General features: G+C 75.0%; 19 protein-coding genes and 1 pseudogene. 9 read left to right on the top strand and 11 right to left on the bottom strand.

From position 1 onward, the window contains the following. Positions 1-56 precede the first annotated feature (56 nt). Positions 57-878, bottom strand: a complete 822-nt coding sequence (locus WDV06_RS11185; protein ID WP_395509546.1) for a helix-turn-helix transcriptional regulator — start codon at positions 876-878, stop codon at positions 57-59. Between the two features lie 140 nt (positions 879-1,018). On the opposite strand from WDV06_RS11185, the gene WDV06_RS11180 reads away from it, so the two are divergent. Further along, positions 1,019-2,434: an MFS transporter gene (locus tag WDV06_RS11180; protein ID WP_395509503.1), complete on the top strand. Its 1,416-nt coding sequence runs from the start codon at positions 1,019-1,021 to the stop codon at positions 2,432-2,434. Positions 2,435-2,627: 193 nt separating this feature from the next. On the opposite strand, the pseudogene WDV06_RS11175 reads toward WDV06_RS11180, so the two are convergent. From WDV06_RS11175 to WDV06_RS11160, 4 genes and pseudogenes are all read right to left on the bottom strand, one after another. Further along, positions 2,628-3,395, bottom strand: a pseudogene (locus tag WDV06_RS11175) (IclR family transcriptional regulator); the annotation flags it as partial. A gap of 866 nt (positions 3,396-4,261) precedes the next feature. Next, the gene (locus WDV06_RS11170) at positions 4,262-4,840 is read right to left on the bottom strand and encodes an RNA polymerase sigma factor (RefSeq protein WP_395509502.1); all 579 of its coding nucleotides are present in this window, start codon (positions 4,838-4,840) and stop codon (positions 4,262-4,264) included. A gap of 331 nt (positions 4,841-5,171) precedes the next feature. Beyond that, positions 5,172-5,804 (bottom strand): NADPH-dependent FMN reductase, encoded by a 633-nt coding sequence (locus tag WDV06_RS11165; RefSeq protein ID WP_395509545.1) that lies wholly within the window; start codon positions 5,802-5,804, stop codon positions 5,172-5,174. A 335-nt stretch (positions 5,805-6,139) separates the two neighbouring features. Further along, entirely contained in the window at positions 6,140-7,120 is a 981-nt protein-coding gene (locus tag WDV06_RS11160) for a hypothetical protein (RefSeq protein ID WP_395509501.1), read from the bottom strand. A 332-nt stretch (positions 7,121-7,452) separates the two neighbouring features. Here WDV06_RS11160 and WDV06_RS11155 point away from each other — a divergent pair, with 332 nt between their 5' ends. The 3 genes from WDV06_RS11155 (at position 7,453) to WDV06_RS11145 (ending at position 10,829) form a co-directional block, all read left to right on the top strand. Next, entirely contained in the window at positions 7,453-8,556 is a 1,104-nt protein-coding gene (locus WDV06_RS11155) for a mechanosensitive ion channel family protein (RefSeq protein ID WP_395509500.1), read from the top strand. A 105-nt stretch (positions 8,557-8,661) separates the two neighbouring features. Further along, positions 8,662-9,174, top strand: coding sequence for a hypothetical protein (locus WDV06_RS11150; RefSeq protein ID WP_395509499.1), 513 nt, complete (start codon positions 8,662-8,664; stop codon positions 9,172-9,174). Positions 9,175-9,314: 140 nt separating this feature from the next. Continuing rightward, complete coding sequence (locus tag WDV06_RS11145; protein WP_395509498.1) at positions 9,315-10,829, top strand: glutamate synthase subunit beta; 1,515 nt, start codon at positions 9,315-9,317, stop codon at positions 10,827-10,829. A gap of 278 nt (positions 10,830-11,107) precedes the next feature. On the opposite strand, the gene WDV06_RS11140 is transcribed toward WDV06_RS11145, so the two are convergent. Next, complete coding sequence (locus WDV06_RS11140) at positions 11,108-11,629, bottom strand: hypothetical protein (protein ID WP_395509497.1); 522 nt, start codon at positions 11,627-11,629, stop codon at positions 11,108-11,110. Positions 11,630-11,679: 50 nt separating this feature from the next. Next, positions 11,680-13,986: a family 20 glycosylhydrolase gene (locus WDV06_RS11135; RefSeq protein WP_395509496.1), complete on the bottom strand. Its 2,307-nt coding sequence runs from the start codon at positions 13,984-13,986 to the stop codon at positions 11,680-11,682. Between the two features lie 249 nt (positions 13,987-14,235). On the opposite strand from WDV06_RS11135, the gene WDV06_RS11130 reads away from it, so the two are divergent. After that, positions 14,236-15,150: an alpha/beta fold hydrolase gene (locus tag WDV06_RS11130; RefSeq protein ID WP_395509495.1), complete on the top strand. Its 915-nt coding sequence runs from the start codon at positions 14,236-14,238 to the stop codon at positions 15,148-15,150. Here the strand turns inward: WDV06_RS11130 and WDV06_RS11125 are convergent. Next, positions 15,140-16,384 (bottom strand): cation diffusion facilitator family transporter, encoded by a 1,245-nt coding sequence (locus tag WDV06_RS11125; RefSeq protein ID WP_395509494.1) that lies wholly within the window; start codon positions 16,382-16,384, stop codon positions 15,140-15,142. The genes WDV06_RS11130 and WDV06_RS11125 overlap by 11 nt on opposite strands. A gap of 219 nt (positions 16,385-16,603) precedes the next feature. On the opposite strand from WDV06_RS11125, the gene WDV06_RS11120 reads away from it, so the two are divergent. Continuing rightward, positions 16,604-17,653 (top strand): methyltransferase, encoded by a 1,050-nt coding sequence (locus tag WDV06_RS11120; RefSeq protein WP_395509493.1) that lies wholly within the window; start codon positions 16,604-16,606, stop codon positions 17,651-17,653. Positions 17,654-17,674: 21 nt separating this feature from the next. Here the strand turns inward: WDV06_RS11120 and WDV06_RS11115 are convergent, their stop codons facing one another. Next, positions 17,675-18,223 carry a hypothetical protein gene (locus WDV06_RS11115; RefSeq protein ID WP_395509492.1) on the bottom strand — a complete coding sequence of 183 codons (549 nt, stop codon included), beginning with the start codon at positions 18,221-18,223 and terminating at the stop codon, positions 17,675-17,677. A gap of 203 nt (positions 18,224-18,426) precedes the next feature. Between WDV06_RS11115 and WDV06_RS11110 the strand changes: the two genes are divergently transcribed. Further along, positions 18,427-19,089, top strand: coding sequence for a hypothetical protein (locus WDV06_RS11110; RefSeq protein ID WP_395509491.1), 663 nt, complete (start codon positions 18,427-18,429; stop codon positions 19,087-19,089). Between the two features lie 157 nt (positions 19,090-19,246). Beyond that, positions 19,247-20,800 (top strand): alpha/beta hydrolase, encoded by a 1,554-nt coding sequence (locus tag WDV06_RS11105; protein WP_395509490.1) that lies wholly within the window; start codon positions 19,247-19,249, stop codon positions 20,798-20,800. 10 nt (positions 20,801-20,810) lie between these two features. Here WDV06_RS11105 and WDV06_RS11100 read toward each other — a convergent pair whose 3' ends face one another. Together WDV06_RS11100 and WDV06_RS11095 are read right to left on the bottom strand one after the other, a co-directional pair. Beyond that, complete coding sequence (locus WDV06_RS11100; protein WP_395509489.1) at positions 20,811-21,569, bottom strand: SDR family NAD(P)-dependent oxidoreductase; 759 nt, start codon at positions 21,567-21,569, stop codon at positions 20,811-20,813. A 103-nt stretch (positions 21,570-21,672) separates the two neighbouring features. Then, entirely contained in the window at positions 21,673-22,257 is a 585-nt protein-coding gene (locus tag WDV06_RS11095) for a TetR/AcrR family transcriptional regulator (protein WP_395509488.1), read from the bottom strand. 153 nt (positions 22,258-22,410) lie between these two features. On the opposite strand from WDV06_RS11095, the gene WDV06_RS11090 reads away from it, so the two are divergent. Continuing rightward, positions 22,411-22,845 carry a CBS domain-containing protein gene (locus WDV06_RS11090; RefSeq protein WP_395509487.1) on the top strand — a complete coding sequence of 145 codons (435 nt, stop codon included), beginning with the start codon at positions 22,411-22,413 and terminating at the stop codon, positions 22,843-22,845. The last annotated feature ends 16 nt before the right edge of the window (positions 22,846-22,861 follow it).

Genomic DNA, 22,861 nt, shown 5'->3' with positions numbered 1-22,861 from the left:
AGGTCCTGTCGTCGAACTCCCGTCTGCGGGCGACGACGGGAACTTGACGACAGGCCCTAGCCCGCGACGGGGTACATCAGTCCGCGGCGGCCCTCCGGCGAGGTGAGCCACTCCAGTTTCTCGGCGGTGTCCGTGCCCGGCAGCGGGGTGTGCAGCACGATCGCCAGGTCGGGGCGCGCCGGGACGCGCAGCTGGGTGGACTCCACGAACAGGGTCCCCACGACGGGGTGTTCCATCCGCTTGCGGAGCTGGCCGCCGGGGCGGACCTCCTGCCGCTCCCACAACTCGGCGAAACGGGGGCTCAGTTCCCGGGCCTGCTCCAGAACCGCCTGGAAGCCCTCGTCCTCGGGGTGTTCGGAGCAGGTGGCCCGGAACTGGGCCACGACGTCCACGGCGATCTCCTCCCAGTGCGGGGAGCGTGCCATGTAGACGGGGTCGGTGAAGAAGGCGATCAGGCAGTTCTGCACGATCTCGGGACGCATCCCCAGGACCAGCGAGGCCGCGTCGTTGTACATCACGGTGTTCCAGTAGACGTCCATGATGTGCGCGGGGAAGGGCATCCAGGCGTCGATCAGGCGTTGCAGGCCCTGGCACATGTCCCGGTCGCCGGGGGCGACTTCGAGGGCGGGCGGGTTCAGGCCGGCGAGCACGTACAGGTGCCGGCGTTCGGCGCTGGTCAGCCTGAGGACCCGGCTCACCGCGTCGAGGACCTGCCCGGACACCGTGATGTCGCGGCCCTGCTCCAGCCACTGGTACCAGGACACGCCCACCCCGGCGAGGACGGCGACCTCCTCGCGGCGCAGTCCTGGGGTGCGGCGGCGGGCCCCGCCGTCGGGCAGGCCGGCCTCCGCCGGGGAGACCCTGGCACGCCGGCTCATGAGGAACTCGCGCAGTTCCGTACGGCGGTTCCGGTCGATCGGTGTGGCCACGAATCCCCCTGTTCGGCTGCCTGGTGGTGGCACCAACAGGATAAGTTCCCACTCTTCACGGGCGTTCCCGGGCCGCGAGGGTGGTGGGCATGACGACAGACATCCGCACCCCCGCGGCCACCGGCCCGCACCCGGCGGCCCCCGAGGACGCCCGGCTCTCCGGACGGGCCCGGCTGGTCCTCTTCGTGCTCTGCGCCGCCCAGTTCATGGTGGCGCTCGACTTCTCCGTCCTCAACGTGGCCCTGCCGGCGCTGGGCAGGGACCTGGGCCTGACTCCGTCCGCCCTCCAGTGGGCGGTCACCGCGTTCACCCTGCCCTCCGGCGGATTCCTGCTCCTCTTCAGCCGGATCGGCGACCTGTACGGCCGCAAGAAGCTCTTCCTGGCCGGTCTCGCCCTCTTCGGGGCCGCCTCGCTGCTCGCCACCCTCGCCTGGAACCCGGCGGCCTTCCTGACCGGGCGCGCCCTCCAGGGCCTCGGTGCGGCCGCGATCGTGCCGGCCGGGATGTCCCTGCTGACCACGACCTTCCCCGAGGGCCCGCAGCGCGACCGGGCGCTCGGCATCTCCGGGACGCTGCTGTCCCTGGGCTTCACGGTCGGCATGGTCCTCGGCGGTGTCATGACCGACACCCTGGGCTGGCGCTCGACGATGGGGCTGCTCGCGCTCGCCGCGCTGGTGGTCCTGGTGCTGGCTCCGGCCCTGCTGGCCGAGTCCCGCACCCCGGAGCGGCCGCGCCTGGACGTGCCGGGCGCCGTCACGGTCACGGCGGGTCTGCTCGCGCTGATCTACGCCCTGTCGACGGCGGCCGACCGCGGGTTCGGCGGGGCGGACGTCCGGGCGACGCTGGTGGCCGGGCTGGTGCTGCTGGCCGTCTTCGTACGGGTGGAGTCGAGGTCCCCGGCCCCGCTGGTGTCGCTGCCCATGCTGAAGCGGCGCACGGTGGCCTGGGGCAACGTCGGCGGACTGGTGACCTTCTCGATGATGTCCACGGTCATCTTCGTCCTCACCCTGTACCTCCAGGAGACGCTGCGGCTGTCCTCCTTCCTGACCGGTCTGGTCTTCGGTGTCCAGGGCGTCGCCTCGGCGCTCGCCGGTTCGCTGGTCCCCCGGTTCGTCGGCCGCTTCGGTGCCCGCCGCACCCTGGTCGGCTCCCTGGTCGGGCAGGGGCTGTTCACCGCGGCGCTGCTGCTGGTGGGCCCGGACTCGGGCGCTCTGGTGGCGACCGTCGCCGTGTCGCTGGGCAGCATGTGCCACCTGGGCGCGATCATCGCGTACGGCCTGACCGCCACGAGCGGGGTGCCCGACGGGGAGCAGGGTCTGGCCACCGGTCTGGTCACCACCACCCAGCAGGTGGGCCTCACGATCGGGATCCCGCTGCTGGGCGTCCTGGCCACGACGCGGGCTTCCCTCTTCGACGGGGTGCGCACCGTCCTGGCGGTGGACGCGGCCCTGGTCGTCGGGGCGGCCCTGCTGGTGGCGGCCGGCCTCGGGCGCCGCAGGGCCTGAGCCGAGCGAGCGGGGCCCGGTCCGGAACCTCCGGTCCGGGCCCGCTCGGCTGTGCGGTGCGCAGTCCCCCTCAGGCGGTCGTGGACAGGATCGTGGTCGCGCGGCCCGGTGCCGCCTCCGGTTCGGGCGGGCGCCGCAGACCCCCGCGCGGGTCGAACGCGGGGCGGGCGGCGGTGGGCCGGGTGCTGCCCGCGACGATCAGTGCGAGTAAGACGGCGGCGGCCTCGCTCTGCAGGATCCGGGCCGCCTGTCGGAGCCGGGCCGGGTCGGGTACGGGGATGGAGAGGGCCACGCACTCGGCGTTCGGGCCCGCCGTGATCGGCACGGCCGCGCAGACCGTGCCGACGGCGTACTCCTGGAAGTCGAGGACCGGGGCGTTGGGCCGGCGGGTGTCGAGCTGGTGGAAGAGGGCTTCCTGGCTGGTCACGGTGTGGGAGGTGAAGCGGGACATCTCGTGCCGGGCGAGGTGGTCCTTGCGGTCGTCGTAGTCGAGTTGGGTCAGCAGGGCCTTGCCGACCGCGGAGGCGTGGGCGGCCGCGCGGAAGTCGACCCATTCGTCGACGGCGGGGGCGCCCGGGCCGTCGGCGTACTGGGTGATCGAGACCTCGCCGTCGGCGTAGCGGGCGACGTAGACGGCCGCGCCGACGGCGTCCCGGACCCAGGCCAGGGTCTCGCGCAGGTGTCCCCTGCCCTCTCCGCAGGCCGCGTCGGCCAGCAGCAGGGCGTGGCCCGCGACGTAGGCGTCCGGTCCGGTGGGGGTGGCGAGCCCGGCCCGGACGACCTGTTCGGTGGCCCGGGCCAGGACCAGTTGCGGGAGTTTCGTCTCGCGGGCGATCTGGGTGAGGCTGACTCCGCCCGAGTAGCGGTTGACGACCTCCAGGACGCGCAGCGCCTGGTGGACGGAGGCGAGCGCGGCGGGGGCCGGGGGCCCGTCGGGGGTCCTGCGGGCGGCATGCGTCAGCTGCGGTTGCCTGAGGGCCTCCAGGGCCCAGGCGTTCGCCTCGTGCGTCAGGTGAGCGGGGTTGAGGCGGGCGTGCCGGGCGACTGCCACGGCGACGGGCGGGCTGGGGGTGACGATGTCGCCCAGCTCGGGGTGCTCCTTGCGGGGGCGCGCCGCCACGGCCTGGCGCAGGCGCGCCGGCAGCCGGTACGGGGGCCGTTCGGCCCGGCCGGGTCCGGTGGTGAGGGCGGTCAGGTCCTGGGTGCTGATGGGCGGGGAGGTCCAGATGACCGAGGCGCCCAGGGTCGCTTCGAGGTTGTCCGGGATCGGGGGCAGGGGTGGCAGGTGTTCCTCGGCGGGCAGGAGGCGGGCCTGCTGCTTCCAGTGGCGGGCGGTGCGGACCTCGGCGCGGGCCAGGTGGTGGAGGTAGAGGCACTGGGCGGCGGTCCGCGATCCCGCGCCGGCGGCGTACTGGAACCAGAACTGGGCGGCCTCCAGCCGGTCCGTCAGGTGCAGCAGGCAGCCGAACAGCAGGGCCGAGTCAACGCCGTGGGGCCAGGACCGGGCGTGCAGGGCGAGCTCCGCGAAGTCCCGGCTCTCGGCCAGGGACCACGTCAGGTCGTCCAGGCAGCGCGCGGCACGTACGTGGCAGGCGGCGTCCAGCACCAGGTCGTCCCAGGCGGTCGACGCGGCCCGCCCCCGGACCGTCTCGGCCGGCGCGTGGGTGCCGATCGCCGAGCGGGCGCGGTCGGCGGCGATGCGGCGGGCGACCCGGCGCCGGGCGGCCCCCTCGTCGTAGCCGGCGTACTCCTCGGCGAGCACCGCCGCGTTCTCCAGGGCCGCGTCCAGTGCGCGCAGCGGCATGTCACGGTCAGCGGGCATGTCGCTCACTGCTCCTTCTCCTCTCCGGGGATCCAGTCCACCCCGAGCTTGCGGGACAGGTTTCGGCGTGCGCCGCGGACGTGCGACCGGACGGTCGCGGGGGAGATCCCCATCATCCGGGCGACCGTTTCGCAGTCGTTGCCCAGCAGGAAGGCCAGCAGGACCACGTCGTACTGCCGCTCGGACAGTTCGGCGATCGCGGCGTACAGGCCGAGCTTCGACTCCAGGAGTTCGAGCCGCTCCCTGGAGGAGCGGCGCAGCGCCGAGAACCATGCCGTTTCCACCATGGCGACCTGGCGGCCGAGGGCGGCCAGGCGCCGTTCCACGTGTTCGCGCAGCACCGCCCACGCGAAGCCGTGGAGGCTCGCTTCCTTCAGTGCCTGGCGCCACACCTTGAGCAGGAAGGTGAAGACGTCGTCGACGACTTCTTCGGCGTCCTTGGCGTTGCCCAGTTGGAGGTGGGCGTAGCGCAGGTACGCGCGGTGCTGCTGGGAGTGGAACGCGGTGAACTCCACCGGGAGCACGCCGGCCAGTTCACTGGAGACCGTCTGGTCCCCGGCTGGGTCGAACTCTCCATCGTTCATGCGTTCCCCCACCGTTGTTCTTCCGGGTCCTGACGGGCTGGGGTGACCTCTATCAGCACGAGGGTGCCGTTGCGGGCAGCGTTCACGTCGAGGTGGAACCTTCCGAGTGGCTTGTGAGTAGCGGGCCGCCTGCCCCCGTGTCCGGCAGCCGTGGAGCGACAAGCTCCCCCCATCACCACCCCATCGGAAAAGGCGCCCGATCGTGCAAGCCGGGATCGGAAATCTTCCGGAAGAGTCGCATCCGCCGTGGCGTGCGCCCCCCGCACAGCAGCGCACGCCCCGCTTCCGGAGGGAGGCGGGGCGTGCGTCGGCGGGGGGGAAAGGCGGTGGCTCAGTCCTGGGCGCGGGCGGTGACGGGCGCGTCGGTCCGGTCGCCGAGGAACTCGTACCAGCGGCGCTGGAGGCACAGGTAGCGGGTGTCGGCCTCGGCGAGGTCCAGGAAGGCGCCGACCGTCGACGCCAGGCGCTCGCCGAGGCCGCTGTCGGCGAGGGCGCCGTCCTCGGTGAACTCCTGGTGGGCGGCCGCGAGGCTGAACATGTCGGGATAGACCCGCGCGCCGAGGTGTTCCAGCGGGACGCGCAGCGCCCACAGGCCCCGGTTGCCGCCGACCATCGACGGGGAGGCCGACACCAGGAGGACCTGCTTGTCCTTGAAGGGCTGCGGGCGGACCCGGGAGACCCAGTCGACGGCGTTCTTGACCGGGCCGGGGACGGAGGCGTTGTACTCGGGCGAGGCGATGACCACGGCCTGCGCCGCGTCGATCCGCTCGCGCAGCGCGAGCGCTCCGGCCGGCACGCCCTCGTCGGCCTCCACGTCCCCGTCGTAGAGCGGCATCGGGAAGTCCCCGAGCAGCGCGGGCTCGGCGGTGGCCCCCGCGCGCACGACCAGTCCGGCGACGAGTGCCGCCAGGCGTGCGTTGACGGACCCGGTGCGGGAGGAACCGGAGAGCACGAACACGTGCATCGAGGCGCGGCCGGAGGGGTGCCCGTCGTGGGGGCGGGCCGGGTCCGTGGGGAAATGAGCCTGGTCGTTCGAGGTCACGCTGTCTCCCTTGCCGGTGCGCGCCCCCGGCGCCGGAGGCGGGGGTCCCCAGCGGACTGTACGGGCGTGCGGGCCGCTCCGGCCGGGGCCGCGCGCGGGCGGGGCCCTTGCGTCACCCGGCTGCCCGGCAGGGCGCGGGGGCGCTGCCGTGCTCCGCGGTCCGGGACCGGGCGTTCCCGCCGGGACGGGCCGGACGGGCGTGCGGCGCACGGGGCGCCGCCCGCTCCCGGGGCTGCGGGAGCGGGCGGTTCAGACCGCTACCACCAGATGACGACGTAGCCGTCACCGCCACCGTGGCCCGGGGCGCCGTTGCCGCCGCCCGCGATTCCACCGGCGCCCCCGTCGCCGCCCGTGGCGGCCAGCGGGGGGAGGCCGACGATGCCGTCCGGGACGTCGGTGGCGCCCGCGGCGCCCGGGCCGCCGTTGCCGCCGGACAGGTTCACACCGCCCGTGGAGCAGGAGCCGGTACCCCCGGTTCCGGGGGTACCGGGGGTGCCGTCCACGGTGGGCGCGGCTCCGCCGCCGCCCCCGCCCCCGCCCCCGCCGGTCGCGGTGAGCAGGGTGGTGCCGGTCGCGGAGGCCGTGACGGTGGTGGCGGAGCCGCCGGTGCCGGCCGTGCCGTCGCCGCCCGCGCCCGTGGTGCCCTGGGCGCCGCCCCGTCCGCCGCGGCCCGCGCTGCCGACGTCCACCCCGTAGTCGGTCAGCGGGATGACCTTGAGGGCGCACCAGGTGAAGCCGCCCGCGCCCCCACCGCCGCCGGCGCCGCCGGCGCCGCCCGTCGCGTTGGCGCCGCCTCCGCCGCCGCCCCCGCCGCCCGCGCCCCAGGCCTGGACGAAGACGGAGGTGACGCCCGCCGGCGGGGTGAAGGTGTTGTCGGAGGTGAACTGGCGCAGTCCGTGCGCGACCGGGGCCGTCCTCTTCTGCTTCTGCCCGTGCTCGTCCTTGCCCTGCTCCCGGTCCTGCTCCCGGTCCCGGTCGTCGTCCCGGTGCCGGTCCGGGTCGCGGACCTGGCCCGTGGCCGGGGGCTGCTGCCGGGCCGGTGACGGCTGTTTGGCGGGTGTCCGCTGCTTGCCGGGTGCGGCCGGCGCGGGGTCCGAGGGCTTGGGGCCGGCCGCGGTCGCCGCCGGAGCCGTCGCGACCAGCTGACCGGTCAGGGCCGCCGCGGCGGCGAGGGAGGCGAGCAGGACCCGGGTACGTGCCCGGGAGCGGCGGGTCCCCTTGTGCGCGTGGAGGTTCATGACTGCACATCCCACCCGGCCCCACGGGGGCCGGCGGCCCGGCGGGGCCGGGGGTGTGGGCCGGGCAGGTGAGGAGTTCGCCGGGCCGGAGCAACTGCGGCGTGGTGGCGGGACCGGGGCGGCGGGAAAGGGCGGGGGTGCGGGGCCGGGGCCGGGGAGGGCGGCCGTCCCGGCCCCGCTGCGGGGGCCGTCGGCGCATACGGCAGGATGACAGTCCGTTCGGAATGCGCACGTCCGCTCGAACGGACCCCCGCACAACGCGACCTGACAGGTGACATGGTGACGACACGACACATACCGCGGCCGGACCTCGTGCGAGCGGAGGCCGTGCGGTGACCCGGGACCTGGTGCTGCACGACTGGGTGGTGGCCGCCATCGCGCTGGCCTCGGGCGGAGCGGCCGGGCTGCTGCTGCGGGCCCTGCTGAAGTGGCTGGCCAAGCACGCCGAGCGGACCAAGTGGACCGGCGACGACATCATCGTCGACGCGCTCCGGACGCTCGCCCCCTGGGCCGCCGTCATCGCGGGCGCGGCGGTGGCGGCGACGGCGCTGCCGCTCACGGCGCGGATCGGGAACATCGTCAGTCAGTCCCTGACCGCCCTGCTGATCATCTTCGCCACCTTCACGGCGGCCCGGGTGATCGCGGGACTCGTCCAGTCCGTGGCGCAGTCCCGGACCGGGGTCGCCGCGTCGGCCACGATCTTCGTCAACATCACGCGGATCGTGGTCCTCACGATGGGCGTGCTGGTCGCCCTGGAGACCATCGGGGTCTCCATCGCCCCGCTGGTCACCGCCCTGGGCGTCGGCGGTCTGGCGGTCGCGCTGGCCCTCCAGGACACGCTGGCCAACCTCTTCGCGGGGGTGCACATCCTCGCGTCGAAGACGGTGCAGCCGGGTGACTACATCCGGCTCAGCAGCGGCGAGGAGGGCTACGTCGTCGACATCAACTGGCGCAACAGCGTGGTGCGGAACCTGTCGAACAACCTGGTCATCATCCCCAACGGCCGGCTGGCCCGGACGAACATGACCAACTTCACCCAGCCCGAGGCGAAGCTGTCCCTCCTGGTCCAGGCGGGCGTCGGCTACGACAGCGATCTGGAGCACGTGGAGCGGGTGACCCTCGACGTGGTGGACGGCGTGATGGCGGACATCGACGGCGGCGTCCCCGACCACGAGGCGAAGGTCCGCTTCCACACCTTCGGGGAGTCCCGGATCGACTTCACCGTGATCCTGGGCGTGGGCGAGTTCAGCGACCAGTACCGGATCAAGCACGAGTTCATCAAGCGCCTGCACCGGCGCTACCAGGAGGAGGGCATCTCCATCCCCGCCCCCGCGCGCACGGTCTCCTTCCGCCCGCAGGAGCACGGACCGGTCCTCTCCGCCCCGGTCCCGCACCAGCGTGCCGGCTCCGCGGAAACGCTTCTGACGGACCGGTAGCAGCGGGGTTCCCGTTCCGGTGGTCACGATCGGGTGAAGGCCCGGGCGAACCGGACACCCGTTCCTAGGATGTTGATCCTTTGATCGGACAAGGAACGACTCGGGGTGGGGACACGGATGTACAGCGCGGACGGGAACAGCGGAACCGGACACGGCGGCAGGGGCGGACGGCGGGCGGGGCGCATACGGCTCGCCCTGGTGGGCCTGCTGGCGGCGGGCGTCGCCGTCGCCTGCGGGCCCGCCGAGGGCGACGGGCCCGCCGTGCGGCCCCCGCTCCCGGCCTCCGCCTCCGCGACGCCGGCCGCCTCCCCGACGCCCTCGCCGTCGGCCACCCCCTCGGCCCTCCCGAGCCCCACCCGCACCACCCCCGACGCCAAGGCCCCCACCGGCCCCGCTCCGGCACGGACCGCCGACGACCCGGCACCGGAGCCCACGGCGAAGGCGAAGACGCCGGAGCAGCCCGCGAAGGCCGGCTGTGAGATCACCTCCAACGCGGGCAACTGCTACAACGCCGGTCAGTACTGCCGCAAGGCCGACGTGGGCCGCTCCACCCATGCCGGGAACGGCCGCATGATCACCTGCCGGCAGGACGGGGGCCAGCCGCGCTGGGGCTACTGAGCTCCGCCGCGACGCCCTCCGGGGCGGGGTGCCGGATCGCCCGGACGGCGTAATCTGGTCGGAAGGCGGCATACGGCACGCTTCGGGCGCGCCGTACGGCTGCCCGTACCCCGCTTGGACCCGGTCCAGGGAGGCGGCGCGTGACCGATCCGTTCGGCTTCCTCAGGATCCCCCGCAAGGCCGTTCCGGCCCGCCCCGTCGAGGAGCGGCTCGGCGACTGGCGCGAGGTGTACGCGGGGCAGGCGCTGCTGCCGCTCGTCCAACAACAGGCGAACCGCTGCATGGACTGCGGGATCCCGTTCTGCCACGCGGGCTGTCCGCTGGGGAACCTGGTCCCCGAGTGGAACGGCTACGCCGCGCACGCCGACTGGCACGCCGCGTACGAGCGGCTGCACGCCACGAACAACTTCCCCGAGTTCACCGGCCGGCTCTGCCCGGCCCCCTGCGAGGACGCCTGCGTCCTCGCGATCAACGACGATCCGGTGACCATCAAGAACGTCGAGCAGACCATCGCCGACGAGGGGCTGCGGCGCGGCATGATGACCCCGCGCCCGCCCGAGCGGCGCGGGACGCGGTCCGTGGGCGTGATCGGCTCCGGCCCGGCCGGGCTCGCGGCGGCCCAGCAGCTGACCCGGGCCGGGCACCGGGTCGTCGTCCACGAGCGGGCCGACCGGATCGGGGGCCTGCTGCGCTACGGCATCCCCGAGTTCAAGATGGAGAAGGGCCTGCTCGACCTCCGGATCGAGCAGATGCGGGCCGAGGGGACCGAGTTCGTGACGGACTCGGACGTCGGCGGCGCGGAACCGGCGGACGGGCTGCGCGGCCGCTACGACGCCCTCGTGGTGGCGGTCGGCGCCGGGGAGCGCCGGGAGCTCCCGGTGCCGGGGCGCTCGCTGAGCGGGATCCACCAGGCCATGGAGTACCTGACCTGCGCCAACCGGGTGTGCGAGGGCGACCTCGCGGCGCCGCCGGTGACCGCCGAGGGCCGGCACGTGGTGGTCGTCGGGGGTGGCGACACCGGCTCGGACTGCCTCGGTACTGCCCTGCGGCAGGGCGCGCTCTCCGTGGTCCAGCTGGACATCAACCCCGAGCCGGGGCCCGGCCGCGCCGAGGGCGAGCCGTGGCCGGTGCAGCCCAGGGTGTACCGGATCTCCCACGCCCACGAGGAGGCGCGGGGGCGGGCGGGGCGCGACCCGAGGCTGTTCTCCAGCGCCACCCTGCGCTTCGAGGGGGACGCCGACGGGCGGGTACGGGCACTGCTGCTGAGCGAGGTCGAGCCCGGGGAGCGGCAGCCCGTGGCGGGGACGGAGCAGGTGGTCGAGGCCGGTCTGGTACTGCTGGCGCTGGGCTTCTCCGGCCCCGAGCGGGCCGGTGGACTGGGCACACAGCTGGGGCTGGAGTACGACGGGCGCGGCAACTTCGCCCGGGACGCGCACTTCGCCGCCGCGGGCGGGCGGGCGCCGGGCGTGTTCGTCGCCGGGGACGCGGGGCGGGGCCAGTCGCTGGTGGTGTGGGCCATCGCCGAGGGCCGGTCGGCGGCCGCGGCGGTGGACCGCTACCTGACGGGGTCCACCGCGCTGCCGGCCCCGGTGGCGGCGCACGACCGTCCGCTGACGGCCCTGGGACGCCTCAGGTACGGGGCCGAACCGGGCTGACGTCCCCTGGCCGTCAGGGGACGGGCCCCTCCTCGGGGGACGTGGTGCCGGGCGGCTCGGGGGTCGGTCTCCACGGCGTCCGCCTCCCCGTCGGCCGGCCCGGCGGGTCCGGCTTCGACCGGCTCCTCGACGTAGCCCTCCCAGCCGCCGGGCGCGGAGATCCGCGGGACGCCCCGGGGGCAGCCGGGGCGAAGGTTCCGGCCGTCGCGCGGTGCGGGCGTCGTCGAACTCGGTCCCGAGGTCCCCGTCGCGCCGGCTGGACGAGGGGCGGGCGGGGGTCAGGGGGTGGGCGTCGGAGGGGGCGTCGGGGCGCCGGCCTTCGAGTGGGCGGCGTCGCAGAGCAGGGTGATCACGACCGGCGAGGTGGCCTGCCCCGCCGCGGTGGAGCCGATGAGCTGGGTGGTCGCGGTCCAGTCGGCCTTGCGGAGGCTGAGCGTCCGCTCCGTGGGCCGCGGCGCGTCCTGCCAGCCGTGGCCGCTGCGGGCCCGGGCGAAACCGGCCCGCAGCGCCGCGTCCGCGCCCGCCGCCGGCGGCTCGGCCGTCAGGACCTCGTGGCACTCGATCGGACTCGCCTCCCGGGGCGCACGGCGCACGGCCACCCCGGCCTCCGCCATGGCCTCCGTCAGGTCGGCCACCGCCCGGTCGGCGGGAAGCGGCGGGCCCGCGTACCGTTCCGGCAGCGGGCCCAGGTCCTGGAACGGGGCCCCGCAGGCCGTCGCCGTCGCCACCGCCAGCACCGCCAGGGCCCGGCGCCCCGCCCCCACCCGCATGGTCCCGCCCGCCTCTTGAGTTCCCTGCACGCCACGGACAGTCTCGCACCCCCGGCCGGGGCGGCCTCGGGAGGCCCCGGTCAGCCGGTCCGCCACTCCTGGTACGGGGAGCCGTCGGGCGGCTGCTGGGTGACGGGTGCTCCGTCGGCGGCAGAGGCCGTGGTCAGCAGCAGGCCGCTCCGCCGGTTGGCCAGGGTCCGGCCGCCGTCGCCGAGGACGGTGGGCCGCCAGCGCTGGCCGTCGCCCCCGTCGCAGACCTCCTGGACGACGGCCGCGCCGGGCGCGGTGGAACCTCCTGCGACGGCCGCGCAGAGTCCCGAGGCACCGTTGACCAGGGTGAGGCTCCCGTCGGCGGCCTGGGTGAGCCGCCACTGCCGGTTGGGGCCACCGTGCGGGGTCCAGGTGATCAGCCGGGTGCCGGGTGCGGTGGAACCCGCCGGGTCGTCCAGGGCCCTGCCCGCCGCGGTGAGGGTGCGGGGGGCGTCGGGCTGGGGGCCGTAGACCTCGAACTCGTAGAGCGAGTAGCCGTACCCGGTCCCGCGCTGGGTGGCGTACACGCGGACGTAGCGGCCGGATCCGGTGAGGCCGGTGAGGTCCTGGAGGCCGCCGGTGCCGGTGGTGGTGGAGTAGACGGTGCGCCAGGCGGCGGCGTCGTCGGAGAGCTGGACCTGGAAGGACTTCCCGTACGCCGCCTCCCAGCGCAGCACCACCCGCGCGACGTCGCGGACGCCGCCGAGGTCGACCTGGAGCCACTGGGGGTCCCGGTAGGCGCTGGACCAGCGCGTGCCGGGGTCGCCGTCGGTGGCCGCCGCGGCCGGGAAGGCGGCGGTCTCGGTACTGGAGGCCGTGGTCGGGCGGCCCTGCGCCAGGTTGCCCGGCCGGCCCGTGGCCGGCCAGGCGGGGTTGTGGCCGACGGCGGCCGCGACCGGGACGAAGTCGGCGTAGGCGGCGGTCGGCTTCGGGGAGCCCCAGGTCTGCTGGGCCAGTGCGCGCAGCGGGTACATGATGCCCGCCGCGATCTGCTCCTCCGTCTCGGCGGTGGGGTTGTCGCACCAGACGTGGAGCAGCGAGCCGGGGTTCTTCGACGGGTCGGAGAGGGTGGCGCCGCCCTCGAAGCGGTCCGGGGTCCAGGTCTCGTACATCCACCGGGTGTCCGGCTTCGCACCGCCGAGCACGTAATAGGTGGGCGTCCAGGACGCGTTGGCGACGGTGTGCCCGGCGGCGGCGAGCTGCTGGGGGGTGAGGCCGTAGGTGTACCAGTACTCGACGAGGATGCCGGGGTCCGGCCGCAGGGTTCCGTCGCCGGACTTGATGCCGTCGTTCCACATCCGGGTGGTCTTGCCGGCCGCCCGCACCAGCGCGTCCGACCAGTTGACGAACCCGTAGTAGGTGTCCTTGGCGGTGGCGTTCGCCCCGTAGTGGGCCCGGGCGTAGCTCAGCAGCTGCGGGTACGCGGCGTAGTCGGTGACGTACTCGTCGGCGCCGATGTGCCAGTACGGGGCGGGGAAGAGCGGCAGGTACTCCTTCAGCAGGTCCCCGATCAGGGTGTAGGAGGCGGGCAGGGAGAGGTCGATGAAGTCGGGGCTGACGGCGCCGGTGCCGCTCTTGAGCCGGAGTTCGGGGTGGGCGGCGAGTACGGCGTTCATGTGCCCGGGCGTGTCGATCTCCGGGACGATCGTGACGTGGTACTTGCGGCCGAGCGCGACGAGGTCGGCGACGTCCTGCTTGGAGTAGTGGTCGGCGGAGACGATCTCGGGGTGGGTGGAGCTCTCCAGGCGGAAGCCGAAGGTGTCGGAGAGGTGGAAGTGGAAGTAATTGAGCTTGAGGTAGGCGAGCTCCTTGATGTGCTGCTTCAGCCAGGCCACGGTGAAGAACTTCCGCCCCTGGTCGACCATGAGGCCGCGCTCGGCCTTGGCGGGCCAGTCCACGGCCGTGCCGGCCGGCACGGTCGTGGACCGGTGCAGGAGCTGCAAGGCGGTGCGGGTGCCGTAGAAGGCCCCGGCGGGTGTCGCGGCGCGCAGGGAGAGGGTGCCGGCGGCGGTCATCCGGTAGCCCTCGGCGGGCAGGGCGTCCTCGCCGAGGGCGAGGGCGATGTCTCCGGGGGCGGGGGTCCCGGTGGTGACGGCGACCTCGCGGCCGGCCAGGGCTCCGAGGTCCTCGGCGAAGGTGGCGGCGTCCTCGGCCAGGAGGCCCGCGGAGGCGGGGGCCAGGACGATGCGGGAGGCGGTGGTGAAGGCGTAGGCGCCGGTACCGGGGGTCCACTGGCGCAGCGCCGGAACCGTCGGGGGCGCCGCGCCGGCGGCCGCCCGGGCCGGAGCGGCGGCGCCCGGCAGGGCGAGGGCGACGACCGCGCAGGCGGCGGCGATCAGGATCCTGAGCAGGCGCATGGCGGCTCCAGCCGGCTGGGAGGCGGGGGTGCGGAGCGGAACGCGGTGCGGGGTGCGGGGGGTGGCCGTGGTGCGCGGACCAGTGCAGCGTGGCGCCGCGTGCATGTCAAGAGGTGCTCGAAACGCCGCCGCTCCGCGCACGGTCGCGCAGGATCCGGCGGCCGCGCGCCGCGTGGCGCCGGTTCCGGACGCGGGACACGCGGCGCGCGGAGCGGCTCGCGTGGCGTCCCGGGCGTGTAGAACCGTCGCATGACAGCGGTGAGTGAGCAGAAGGCCGTGGACGTGGGCCCGTCGGGCATCGAGGTCGCCTACGAGCGCTTCGGCGACCCGCAGGCGCCGCCCGTCCTGCTGGTGATGGGCCTCGCCCTCCAGATGCACGGCTGGCCCGACGGGTTCTGCGCCGAACTGACCGGGCGCGGGCTGCAGGTGATCCGGTTCGACAACCGGGACTGCGGCCTGTCGACGCACTTCCACGACGCGCCGGTGCCCGACGTGGTGGCGGCCCGCCGAGGCGACCTGTCGTCCGTGTCCTACGACCTGTCGGACATGGCGGCCGACTCGGTGGGCCTGCTGGACGCTCTGGGGCTGGCCGGCGCCCACGTGGCCGGCATGTCGCTGGGCGGGGCGGTCGCCCAGACGATGGCGATCGAGCACCCCGGCCGGGTGCGGTCGCTGACCTCCCTGATGTCCACGACGGGCGCCCCCGGTGTCGGACAGCCCGACGCCGGCGTGCTGGGGGTGCTGGCGGGGCCGCCGCCCACGAACCGCGAGGAGGTCATCGAGCGGACGGTCAGGGCGGCGCTGGTCATGGGCTCGCCCGGCTTCGCCCGCGACGAGACCGCGCTGCGGGAGCGGGCCGCCCGCGCCTTCGACCGGGCCTACGACCCGCTCGGCGTCGCCCGCCAGGCCGTGGCCGCCGTCGCCTCGGGCGACCGGACGGCCGCGCTGGCCGGGGTACGGGTGCCCACGCTGGTGGTCCACGGCTCAGACGATCCCGTGTGCGACGTCAGCGGCGGGCGGGCCACGGCGGCGGCCGTCCCGGGCGCCGAACTCGCCGTCTTCGACGGCATGGGCCACGACCTGCCCGAGGCGCTGTGGCCGGAGATCGCCTCACGGATCGCCGCCCTGGTCGGGCGCGCCGAGCGGGCCCCGGTCAGCCGCTGACCCCGGCCGGTCCGGGGTGGGCGTGGACGTGGTCGGTGTGCACCGTCGCGGCACTCATCCGCGGGATCGCCCTGATCAGGGCGGCTTCCGCCGCCACCGCCAGGCCGTGTGCCTGGACGACCGTCAGGTGCGGGCCGACCACGATGTCGGCCTCGGCGCGCAGGGCGTGGCCGATCCAGCGCATGCGCAGCTGTCCGACGTCCAGGACGCCGTCCACCCCGCGCAGTGCGCCCTCGGCGGTGTCGACGAGGGCGGGGTCGACGCAGTCCATCAGGCGGCGGCAGACCTCACGGGCGGCCTTCCCGAGGACCAGCAGGATGGGGAGGGTGATCAGCAGGCCGACGACGGGGTCGGCCGCCGGCCACCCGAGTGCGGAGCCGGCGGCGCCCGCCAGGACCGCCAGGGAGGTGAACCCGTCGGTGCGGGCGTGCAGCCCGTCCGCCACCAGGGCGGCGGAGCCGATCCTGCGGCCGGTACGGACGCGGTGGCGGGCCACCCACTCGTTGCCGGCGAAGCCGGTCACGGCCGCCGCGGCGACGGCCCACAGGTGGGTGACCTCGCGGGGGGCCAGGAGCCGGTCGACGGCCGCCCAGGCGGTGAGGACCGCGGACGCGCCGATCACCGCCACGACGAGGACTCCCGCGAGGTCCTCAGCGCGTCCGTAACCGTACGTGTAGCGGCGGTTGGCGGTCCGCCGGCCGAGGAGGAAGGCGATGCCCAGCGGTACGGCGGTCAGGGCGTCGGCGGCGTTGTGGACGGTGTCGCCGAGGAGGGCGACGGATCCGGAGAGGACGGCGATCAGGGCCTGGAGGACGGCGGTCGCGCCCAGGACGGCGAGGGAGGTCCACAGGGCGCGCATGCCCTCGCGGGAGGCCTCCATCGCCGCGTCGACCTTGTCGGCGGCCTCGTGGCGGTGGGGGGTGAGCCGGTGTGCGAGCCGGTGGCGCAGGCGGGCCGCGGGGGCGTCGGCGGGGACGGGGTGGCTGTGCGGGTGCGGGTGGCCGCCGTCGGCCCGCTCGTCGGGTTCGCGGCCGCCCGGGGCGTGGACGCGGCCCGCGCGGCCGGAGCCCGTGGGGCCGTGGCTCGCCCGGGGGGCGTCCGCGTGGCCGTGGCCCGCGCGCGCGTCGTCCGCGTGGCCGGGGCGGCCGGGGGCGGGGTGGTCGTGCGCCCGGTCGTCGTGGGGGTGGGGGGTGGCGCGGCCGTGGGTGCCGTGGGTGTTCCGGTTGCCCTCCATGCGTCCACCGTGGCACAGGGAACCGATTGCGGCTACGGCCGTCGTACCCGCCGTGACCAGGTGCGAGGGGCTCGCAGCTGCGTACGGGGCGCTGCCGCGTCCGGGTCTGCCCTGAAGTCGACTTGACGGCGTCCGGCCTCGCCGGAAACCCCCCGAACGGTGGCCCGCACGGGCCACCATGGCGGTGCGGTACCCCCCTGAGACGACAGGAGCGCGCCCGTGACCGGCCCCGGTGAATCCCCCGACCCCCTGGCCCCCGGCCGGCCCCTGGCCACCTCCGCGCCCCCGGCGCTGCACGAGGTCATGTTCGGCCACGTCCACTCCGCGGCCCTGCGGGCGGTGGCCGTCCACCGGATCCCCGACCACCTCGCGGACGGCCCCCGCACTCCGGAGGAGCTCGCCTCCCTCACCGGCACCGACGCCGCCGCGCTCCGCCGCGTCCTGCGGCTGCTCGCGGTCCTGGGCCTCTTCCACGAGGACGAACGGGGCAGGTTCCGGCTGGAGGCGGCCGGCCGGCCGCTGCGGACCGACGTGCCGCACTCGCAGCACGCCGGCGTGCTGATGGTCACCGACCCGATGATCGTGCGGTCCGCCGCCGAGCTGCCGGTGTCGCTGGGCGGCGGGCGGTCCCCGTTCGAGCGGGCGTACGGCGGCCCCTTCTTCGAGCACCTGCGCAAGTCCCCCGAGGACCGCGCCGTCTTCGACGCGGGGATGGCGGCGTTCTCCGGCCGGGAGGACGAACTCGTCGCGCAGGCCTACCCGTTCCCCGAGCGGGCCCGGGTGGTCGACGTCGGCGGCGGCCGGGGCGGGCTGCTGCGGGCCGTGCTGCGGAGGGGGCCGGCGCTGGACGGCGTCCTCTTCGACCGGCCCGGTACCGTCGCCGGACACCTGCTGGACGAACCCGCGCTGACGGGCCGGTGGCGCACCGAGGGCGGGGACTTCTTCGAGACGGTGCCGCCCGGCGGTGACCTCTACGTGCTCAAGCACGTCCTGCACGACTGGGACGACGAGGACGCCGTGCGCATCCTCGGCTCGGTCCGCCGCGCGGCAGCGGCCGGGACGCGGCTGCTGGTGGTCGACGCCGTGCTGCCCGGGGGCGGGGTGCCGCACCCGGCGGTGGAGCTGGACATCGTGATGCTGCTGGTCGTCGAGGGGCGCGAGCGGACCGCCGCCGAGTTCGAGGAGCTGCTGTCGCGCGCGGGGTTCCGGCTGCACCGGATCCTGCCGACGCCCTCACTGCCGTCGGTCATCGAGGCGGTCGCGGTGTGACGGGCGCCCGGCCGCCCGGGCTCACAGGACGGCGTGGGCGAGGGCGACCAGGAGCCCGGCCGCCACGCTGAGCACGCACACGGCGGCCAGTGCGGCCAGGGCGGCGATCAGATGGGTCTCCCCCTTCCCCGCCTTCCCGCGCCGGGCCCAGACGAGCAGCCAGGAGGCGAGGGCGAGGAAGGGGACCAGCAGGAAGCCGGTGACGGCGCCGACGTGCCCCACCGCGGATCCGGACAGTTCGTACGCCTTCCCCCGGGCGATCCGGACCGGTACGGCGCTGCCCGGCCCGTACCGCGCGGCGGCGCCCTCCAGCAGGACCTCGCGGCGCGGCTCGCCGGAGCGGCGCGGGGCGTAGACGCCCTCGCACTCGGTGGCGCCCGGATAGCCCTCCGCGTCGGAGGCCTCGTAGCACTCGGACACGGTCAGGGTGCCGTCCACGGGACGCAGTCCGAGGACGGCGACCAGCTGCGGTCCGGGCAGCAGCCAGACCAGCCACCCGGCGAGGGCGAGGACCGCCGCGGACCCCAGGAGGGCCAGGGCCCGGACCGAGTTCCTTGCGCCAGCTGTCACGAAACCCCTCCCGGGGATGAGCCATACCCCCGGCGGCGGCCGCTCTCACGTCAACATCGCGCCCGCCGGGGGCGGAAGGAACCACACCGCCCGGTGTCCGCCATATGCCGTAACCCGGAGTGAGCCGGCCCGTCCGGCTCCTAGGATGGGCCCGCCGCGGCCCCGGAGTGAGGCAGCAGGGGCCCACATTCAGGGAGTTGAGCATGAAGCGGTTGCGTGTGCTGGTCGTCGTCGGGGTGCTGGCGCTGGGTACGGCGGGGGCGGGCACCGCCCAGGCGAGCCCCGTGGCGGCGGCTTCGCACTGCCCGGCCGGTGAGGTCTTCGCCACCGACAACACCGCCGTCATCACCGATCCCGACGATCCGCGGCTCTCCACACGCCTGATCCGCTTCGACCGCGAGGTGCGCCGGATCATCGGGGCGAACGGTGCCGTGGCGGGGCGTTCGACCCTGCTGGACGGGGTGTTCTGGTCCGGCGACCTCAAGCAGACGACCTACGAGCGCTCGCGGGAGTTCGACGTGAACGAGGTCGGCCGCGAGGGGCTGCACCACATCGCGGGCGTCATCGCCAAGCAGTACCACCAGGAGTCGGTGCTGACCTTCCGCTGCCTGCCGCACGGCTCCCCCGAGGCGGACGCCGTCGAGATCCGGGCCTCCGGCGTCAGCGCCGCCCGGCTGCGCGAGGCGCTGGCCGCCGACCCGCGGGCCCGAGAGGAGCTCGGCGGCGGGTCCGTCACCCTCGGCGGGCAGCTGATCCTGGTCGCCCCGGTCGCCGACCTGCCGCTCGCGCGACGCCTCACCACCGCCCTCGGGGTCGACTGGGACAAGGCGGAAGTCCGGTACGGGGACGAGGAGTTCGTCAGCTAGGGCCGGTCACGGCCCCGGCCTCGGACCGGACCGGACCGGACCGGCCGGGGGTGGTGCTGGCACCACCCCGAATGCGGGCAGTGGGGGGATCGTCCGGCGGTCCGCGGGCCCGGAGGATCGGTGTGTACCGAACCACTCCGACGGGGGGAACACCCGGATGCACCTCTTCACCAAGCCCGCGCGCTGGGCCACGGCCGCCGCGTGCGGGCTGCTCGCCCTCGCCGCCCTTCCGGCGGCCCCGGCCGGGGCCGCCGAGGCGAGGTCCGGAGCGCCCGCGCCCGCCGTGCCGGCCCGCTACGCGCAGCAGCGGCTGGACTGGAAGCCGTGCCAGTCCGGGGCCCTGGAGTGCGCCTCCATGACGGTGCCGCGCGACTGGTACCACCCGGGCAGTGGCGCGGACCTCACCGTCGCGGTGTCCCGGCACCGGGCCGCGGACCCCGCCGCGCGGCGCGGCGTGCTGATGATGGCGGCCGGCGGGCCGGGCGCCTCGGGTCTGGGCCGGCCGGCCGGGCTGGCGGCCTACTCGCAGCGGCTCGCGGCCGCGTACGACATCGTCGGGTTCGACCAGCGCGGGGTCGGGGCGAGCACGCAGGTGGTCTGCTCCGACCAGGACACGGTGGACGCCCTGTTCGGCAGCGGTGACCTGCGCGACCGCGCCCCGCAGGCGGTGGACGCCACCGTGGAGCGGGCCCGGGGGTTCGTCCGGGACTGCGAACGGCGGTCGGGCGGGCTGCTCCCGTACATCACCACCGACCAGGCCGTCCACGACATGGACCTGTTCCGGGCGCTGCTCGGCGAGGCGAAGGTGTCCTACTACGGCCCCTCGTACGCCACCTTCCTCGGCGCCTACTACGCGACGGAGTTCCCGCGCCGGGTCGACCGGGTGGTGCTCGACAGCAACATCGGCTTCACCGGCAGCTGGCAGGACTTCCTGACGGGCCAGCCGATGAGCTTCCAGCGCCGGTTCGAGCAGGACTTCCTGCCCTGGCTGGCCGAGAACGACGCCACGTACCACCAGGGCCGGACCGCCGAGGAGGCGAAGGCCTCGTACGAGCGGCTGCGGGACGCGCTGGGCGAGCACCCGCTGGACCTGGAGGGGACGGCGGTCACCCCCAACCACCTGGACGCCGCCGCCACCTCCGTCATCTACAGCGGCGACCGCTTCCCCGACCTGGCCGGCCTGCTCGGTGTGCTGGAGCACCCGGAGGCGGCCCCGCCGGCCGCCCGCAAGGCCCTGGCCGAGAAGCTGAAGCACCCGCTCGGGGCGCAGTTCGCCGCCGACTTCTTCTCCGTCATCTGCCAGGACACGCGTTGGAACCAGGACGGCGCGTACTGGGTGCGCAGGAGCGCGGCCGACAGCGCCGCCTACCCGATGGCCGGGGCCCGCGAGCTGACCTTCGCGTCGGTCTGCGCCGCCTGGCCCCGCTCCCTGGCGCCCCGGGTGCGGGTCACCGGGCGGGGCGTGCCGCCGATGCTGATGCTCAACTCGCTGCACGACCCGGCCACGTACTACGAGGGCGCGCTGAAGGCGCACCGGGAGACCGCCGGTACCCGGCTGATCACCGTCGGCGGCGGCGACCACGGGGTCTACCAGTCGCACAACGCCTGCGTGGACGCCTACGTCGAGGGCTTCCTCGTCGACGGCCGGATGCCGGCCGCCGACGCCTCCTGCGCGGGGAGGCCGCTGCCCGGTCCGGCCGTGGGCCGGTAGGCCCCCGGAGTCAGGCCGAGGAGCCGCTGTCGACCACGAGGTCGGTGCCGACGACGGCGCCGGCCTCCGGCGAGGCGAGGTAGAGCACGGCGGCGGCCACCTCCTCGGCCTCCGCGAGCCGGCCGAGGGGGTTCTCGTGCCTGATCCGCTCGACGCGTTCGGCCTCGGTCTCCCCCGGGCGCAGCGACATGGGCGCGGCGGTGGCGCCGGGGCTGACCGCGTTGATGCGGACGCCGTCGCGGATGTGGTCGAGGGCGGCGGCGCGGGTGAGGGCGGCGACGGCCGCCTTCGAGGTGACGTAGGCGGCGGCGTTGGGGATGCGCGTGTGGGCGCCGAGGTTGGAGGCGACGTTGACGATGACGCCCCCGCCGTTCGCCCGCATGTGGGCGATCTCGTGCTTCATCGCCAGCCAGACGCCGGTGACGTTGGTGCGCAGCACCGCGTCCCAGTCCTCCTCGGCGATGTCGGCGGCGGGCACGGTGCCCCGCAGGATCCCGGCGTTGTTGACGGCGATGTCGAGCCCGCCGAAACGGTCCGCGCTCTCGCGCACGAGGGCGGCGAGCCGGCCGGAGTCGGTGACGTCGGCGGGGACGGCGGCGGCGGTGCCGCCGGCGGCCGCTATGAGGGCCGCGGTCTCCTCCAGCGGGGCCGCCGTGCGTCCGGCGGCGACCACGCGGGCGCCCTCGGCGGCGAAGGCGAGGGCGATGGCGCGGCCGATGCCGGAGCCGGCGCCGGTCACCAGGGCGGTCTTGCCGGTGAAGCGGTTCATCTGCGGTGACTCCCTTGAGGGCCACAGGGCCCATATTTGAACGAACGGTTCAGAATGAAGGCATGCGAAAGGGAGCGCCGGAGCGCTCCCGCGCGAGGTGCGGTCAGTCCAGCAGCGCCAGGGCCTGTTCGGCCGCGTCCCGGACCCGGGCCGGGTCGTCCGACGCCTTGCCGACGACCCGGACTCCCTGGAGCAGGACCAGCAGCATGCGGGCGAGCGCGCGCGGGTCACGCCCCGGGGGCAGCTCGCCCTGGCCCCGGGCCCGCAGGAGCGCGGAGTGCAGCAGCGTCTCGAAACGGTCCCAGTTCGCCTCGACCCGGCGGGCGGCGGCCGTGTCGCGCGCGCCCAGCTCGGCGGCCGTGTTGGTGACGAAACAGCCCGTCAGGCGCCGGCCCGGGGCGGCCGCCTCCGCGGCGAAGCGGCGGACCACCGCCCGCACGGCGGGCAGCGCCGGCCCCGGCCGCGACAGCTCCGACAGGAGCAGCGGGTCGTGCGTCTCGGCGTAGCGGTCCAGCGCCTTCAGGTAGAGCTCGTGCTTGCTGCCGAAGGTCGCGTAGATGCTGGCGCGTCCGATGCCGAGGTGCTCGACGAGGTCCGCGACCGACGTCGCCTCGTAGCCGCGGCTCCAGAACAGTTCGAGGGCGGACTGGAGCGCGGCGTCCGGATCGAATTCCTTGGTCCTGGCCACGTCGGAGATCATAGATCTTTCCGGAACGAACGGTCAAGAAAATGGGCGGGGTGGGACCGCCGCCCGGCGCGCCGGGCGGGCCCATCCGTGCTGTGCTCGTAGGGAAGGGTGCACGAGGCCGCGGACCCCCACTCGGAGAGCCAAGGAGGAACCATGTCGAGGAACCTGCGGGCCCGGGACATCATGACCGAGGGTGTGCAGTGCGTCCGGGAGGACCAGACCCTGCTGGACGCGTCGCGGATGATGCGCGACCTGAACGTCGGCTGCCTGCCCATCTGCGGTGACGACCAGCGCCTCCAGGGGCTGATCACCGACCGCGACATCGTCGTCAAGTGCTGCGCCGAGGGCAGGGACCCGGCCTCGGTGAGGGCGGGGGAGCTCGCCGGGACGCTCCACTGGGTGGACGCCGACTCCCACGCCCAGGAGGCGGTGGACGTCATGGAGGTCCACCAGATCAAGCGGCTTCCCGTCATCGACGTGGCCGGCGGCCACCGGCTGATCGGGATGATCACCGAGGCCAACCTGGCGAAGAACCTCTCGGACGCGGAGATCGCGGAGTTCGCGGTCCGCGTCTACGCCGCGAACTGACCCGGGCCGCGTCCGC

The organism is Streptomyces racemochromogenes (assembly GCF_044129415.1).
GTDB classification, from domain to species: domain Bacteria; phylum Actinomycetota; class Actinomycetes; order Streptomycetales; family Streptomycetaceae; genus Streptomyces; species Streptomyces racemochromogenes_A.
This window is presented reverse-complemented; position numbering and strand designations above follow the sequence as displayed.

Excerpts from the sequence above, each read along its gene's own strand:
- WDV06_RS11090 (WP_395509487.1), top strand. The coding sequence starts at position 22,411 with ATGTCGAGGAACCTGCGGGCCCGGGACATCATGACCGAGGGTGTGCAG.
- WDV06_RS11130 (WP_395509495.1), top strand. The coding sequence starts at position 14,236 with ATGACAGCGGTGAGTGAGCAGAAGGCCGTGGACGTGGGCCCGTCGGGC.
- WDV06_RS11105 (WP_395509490.1), top strand. The coding sequence starts at position 19,247 with ATGCACCTCTTCACCAAGCCCGCGCGCTGGGCCACGGCCGCCGCGTGC.
- WDV06_RS11185 (WP_395509546.1), bottom strand. The coding sequence starts at position 878 with ATGAGCCGGCGTGCCAGGGTCTCCCCGGCGGAGGCCGGCCTGCCCGAC.
- WDV06_RS11125 (WP_395509494.1), bottom strand. The coding sequence starts at position 16,384 with ATGGAGGGCAACCGGAACACCCACGGCACCCACGGCCGCGCCACCCCC.
- WDV06_RS11165 (WP_395509545.1), bottom strand. The coding sequence starts at position 5,804 with ATGCACGTGTTCGTGCTCTCCGGTTCCTCCCGCACCGGGTCCGTCAAC.
- WDV06_RS11170 (WP_395509502.1), bottom strand. The coding sequence starts at position 4,840 with ATGAACGATGGAGAGTTCGACCCAGCCGGGGACCAGACGGTCTCCAGT.
- WDV06_RS11180 (WP_395509503.1), top strand. The coding sequence starts at position 1,019 with ATGACGACAGACATCCGCACCCCCGCGGCCACCGGCCCGCACCCGGCG.
- WDV06_RS11110 (WP_395509491.1), top strand. The coding sequence starts at position 18,427 with ATGAAGCGGTTGCGTGTGCTGGTCGTCGTCGGGGTGCTGGCGCTGGGT.
- WDV06_RS11135 (WP_395509496.1), bottom strand. The coding sequence starts at position 13,986 with ATGCGCCTGCTCAGGATCCTGATCGCCGCCGCCTGCGCGGTCGTCGCC.
- WDV06_RS11100 (WP_395509489.1), bottom strand. The coding sequence starts at position 21,569 with ATGAACCGCTTCACCGGCAAGACCGCCCTGGTGACCGGCGCCGGCTCC.
- WDV06_RS11160 (WP_395509501.1), bottom strand. The coding sequence starts at position 7,120 with ATGAACCTCCACGCGCACAAGGGGACCCGCCGCTCCCGGGCACGTACC.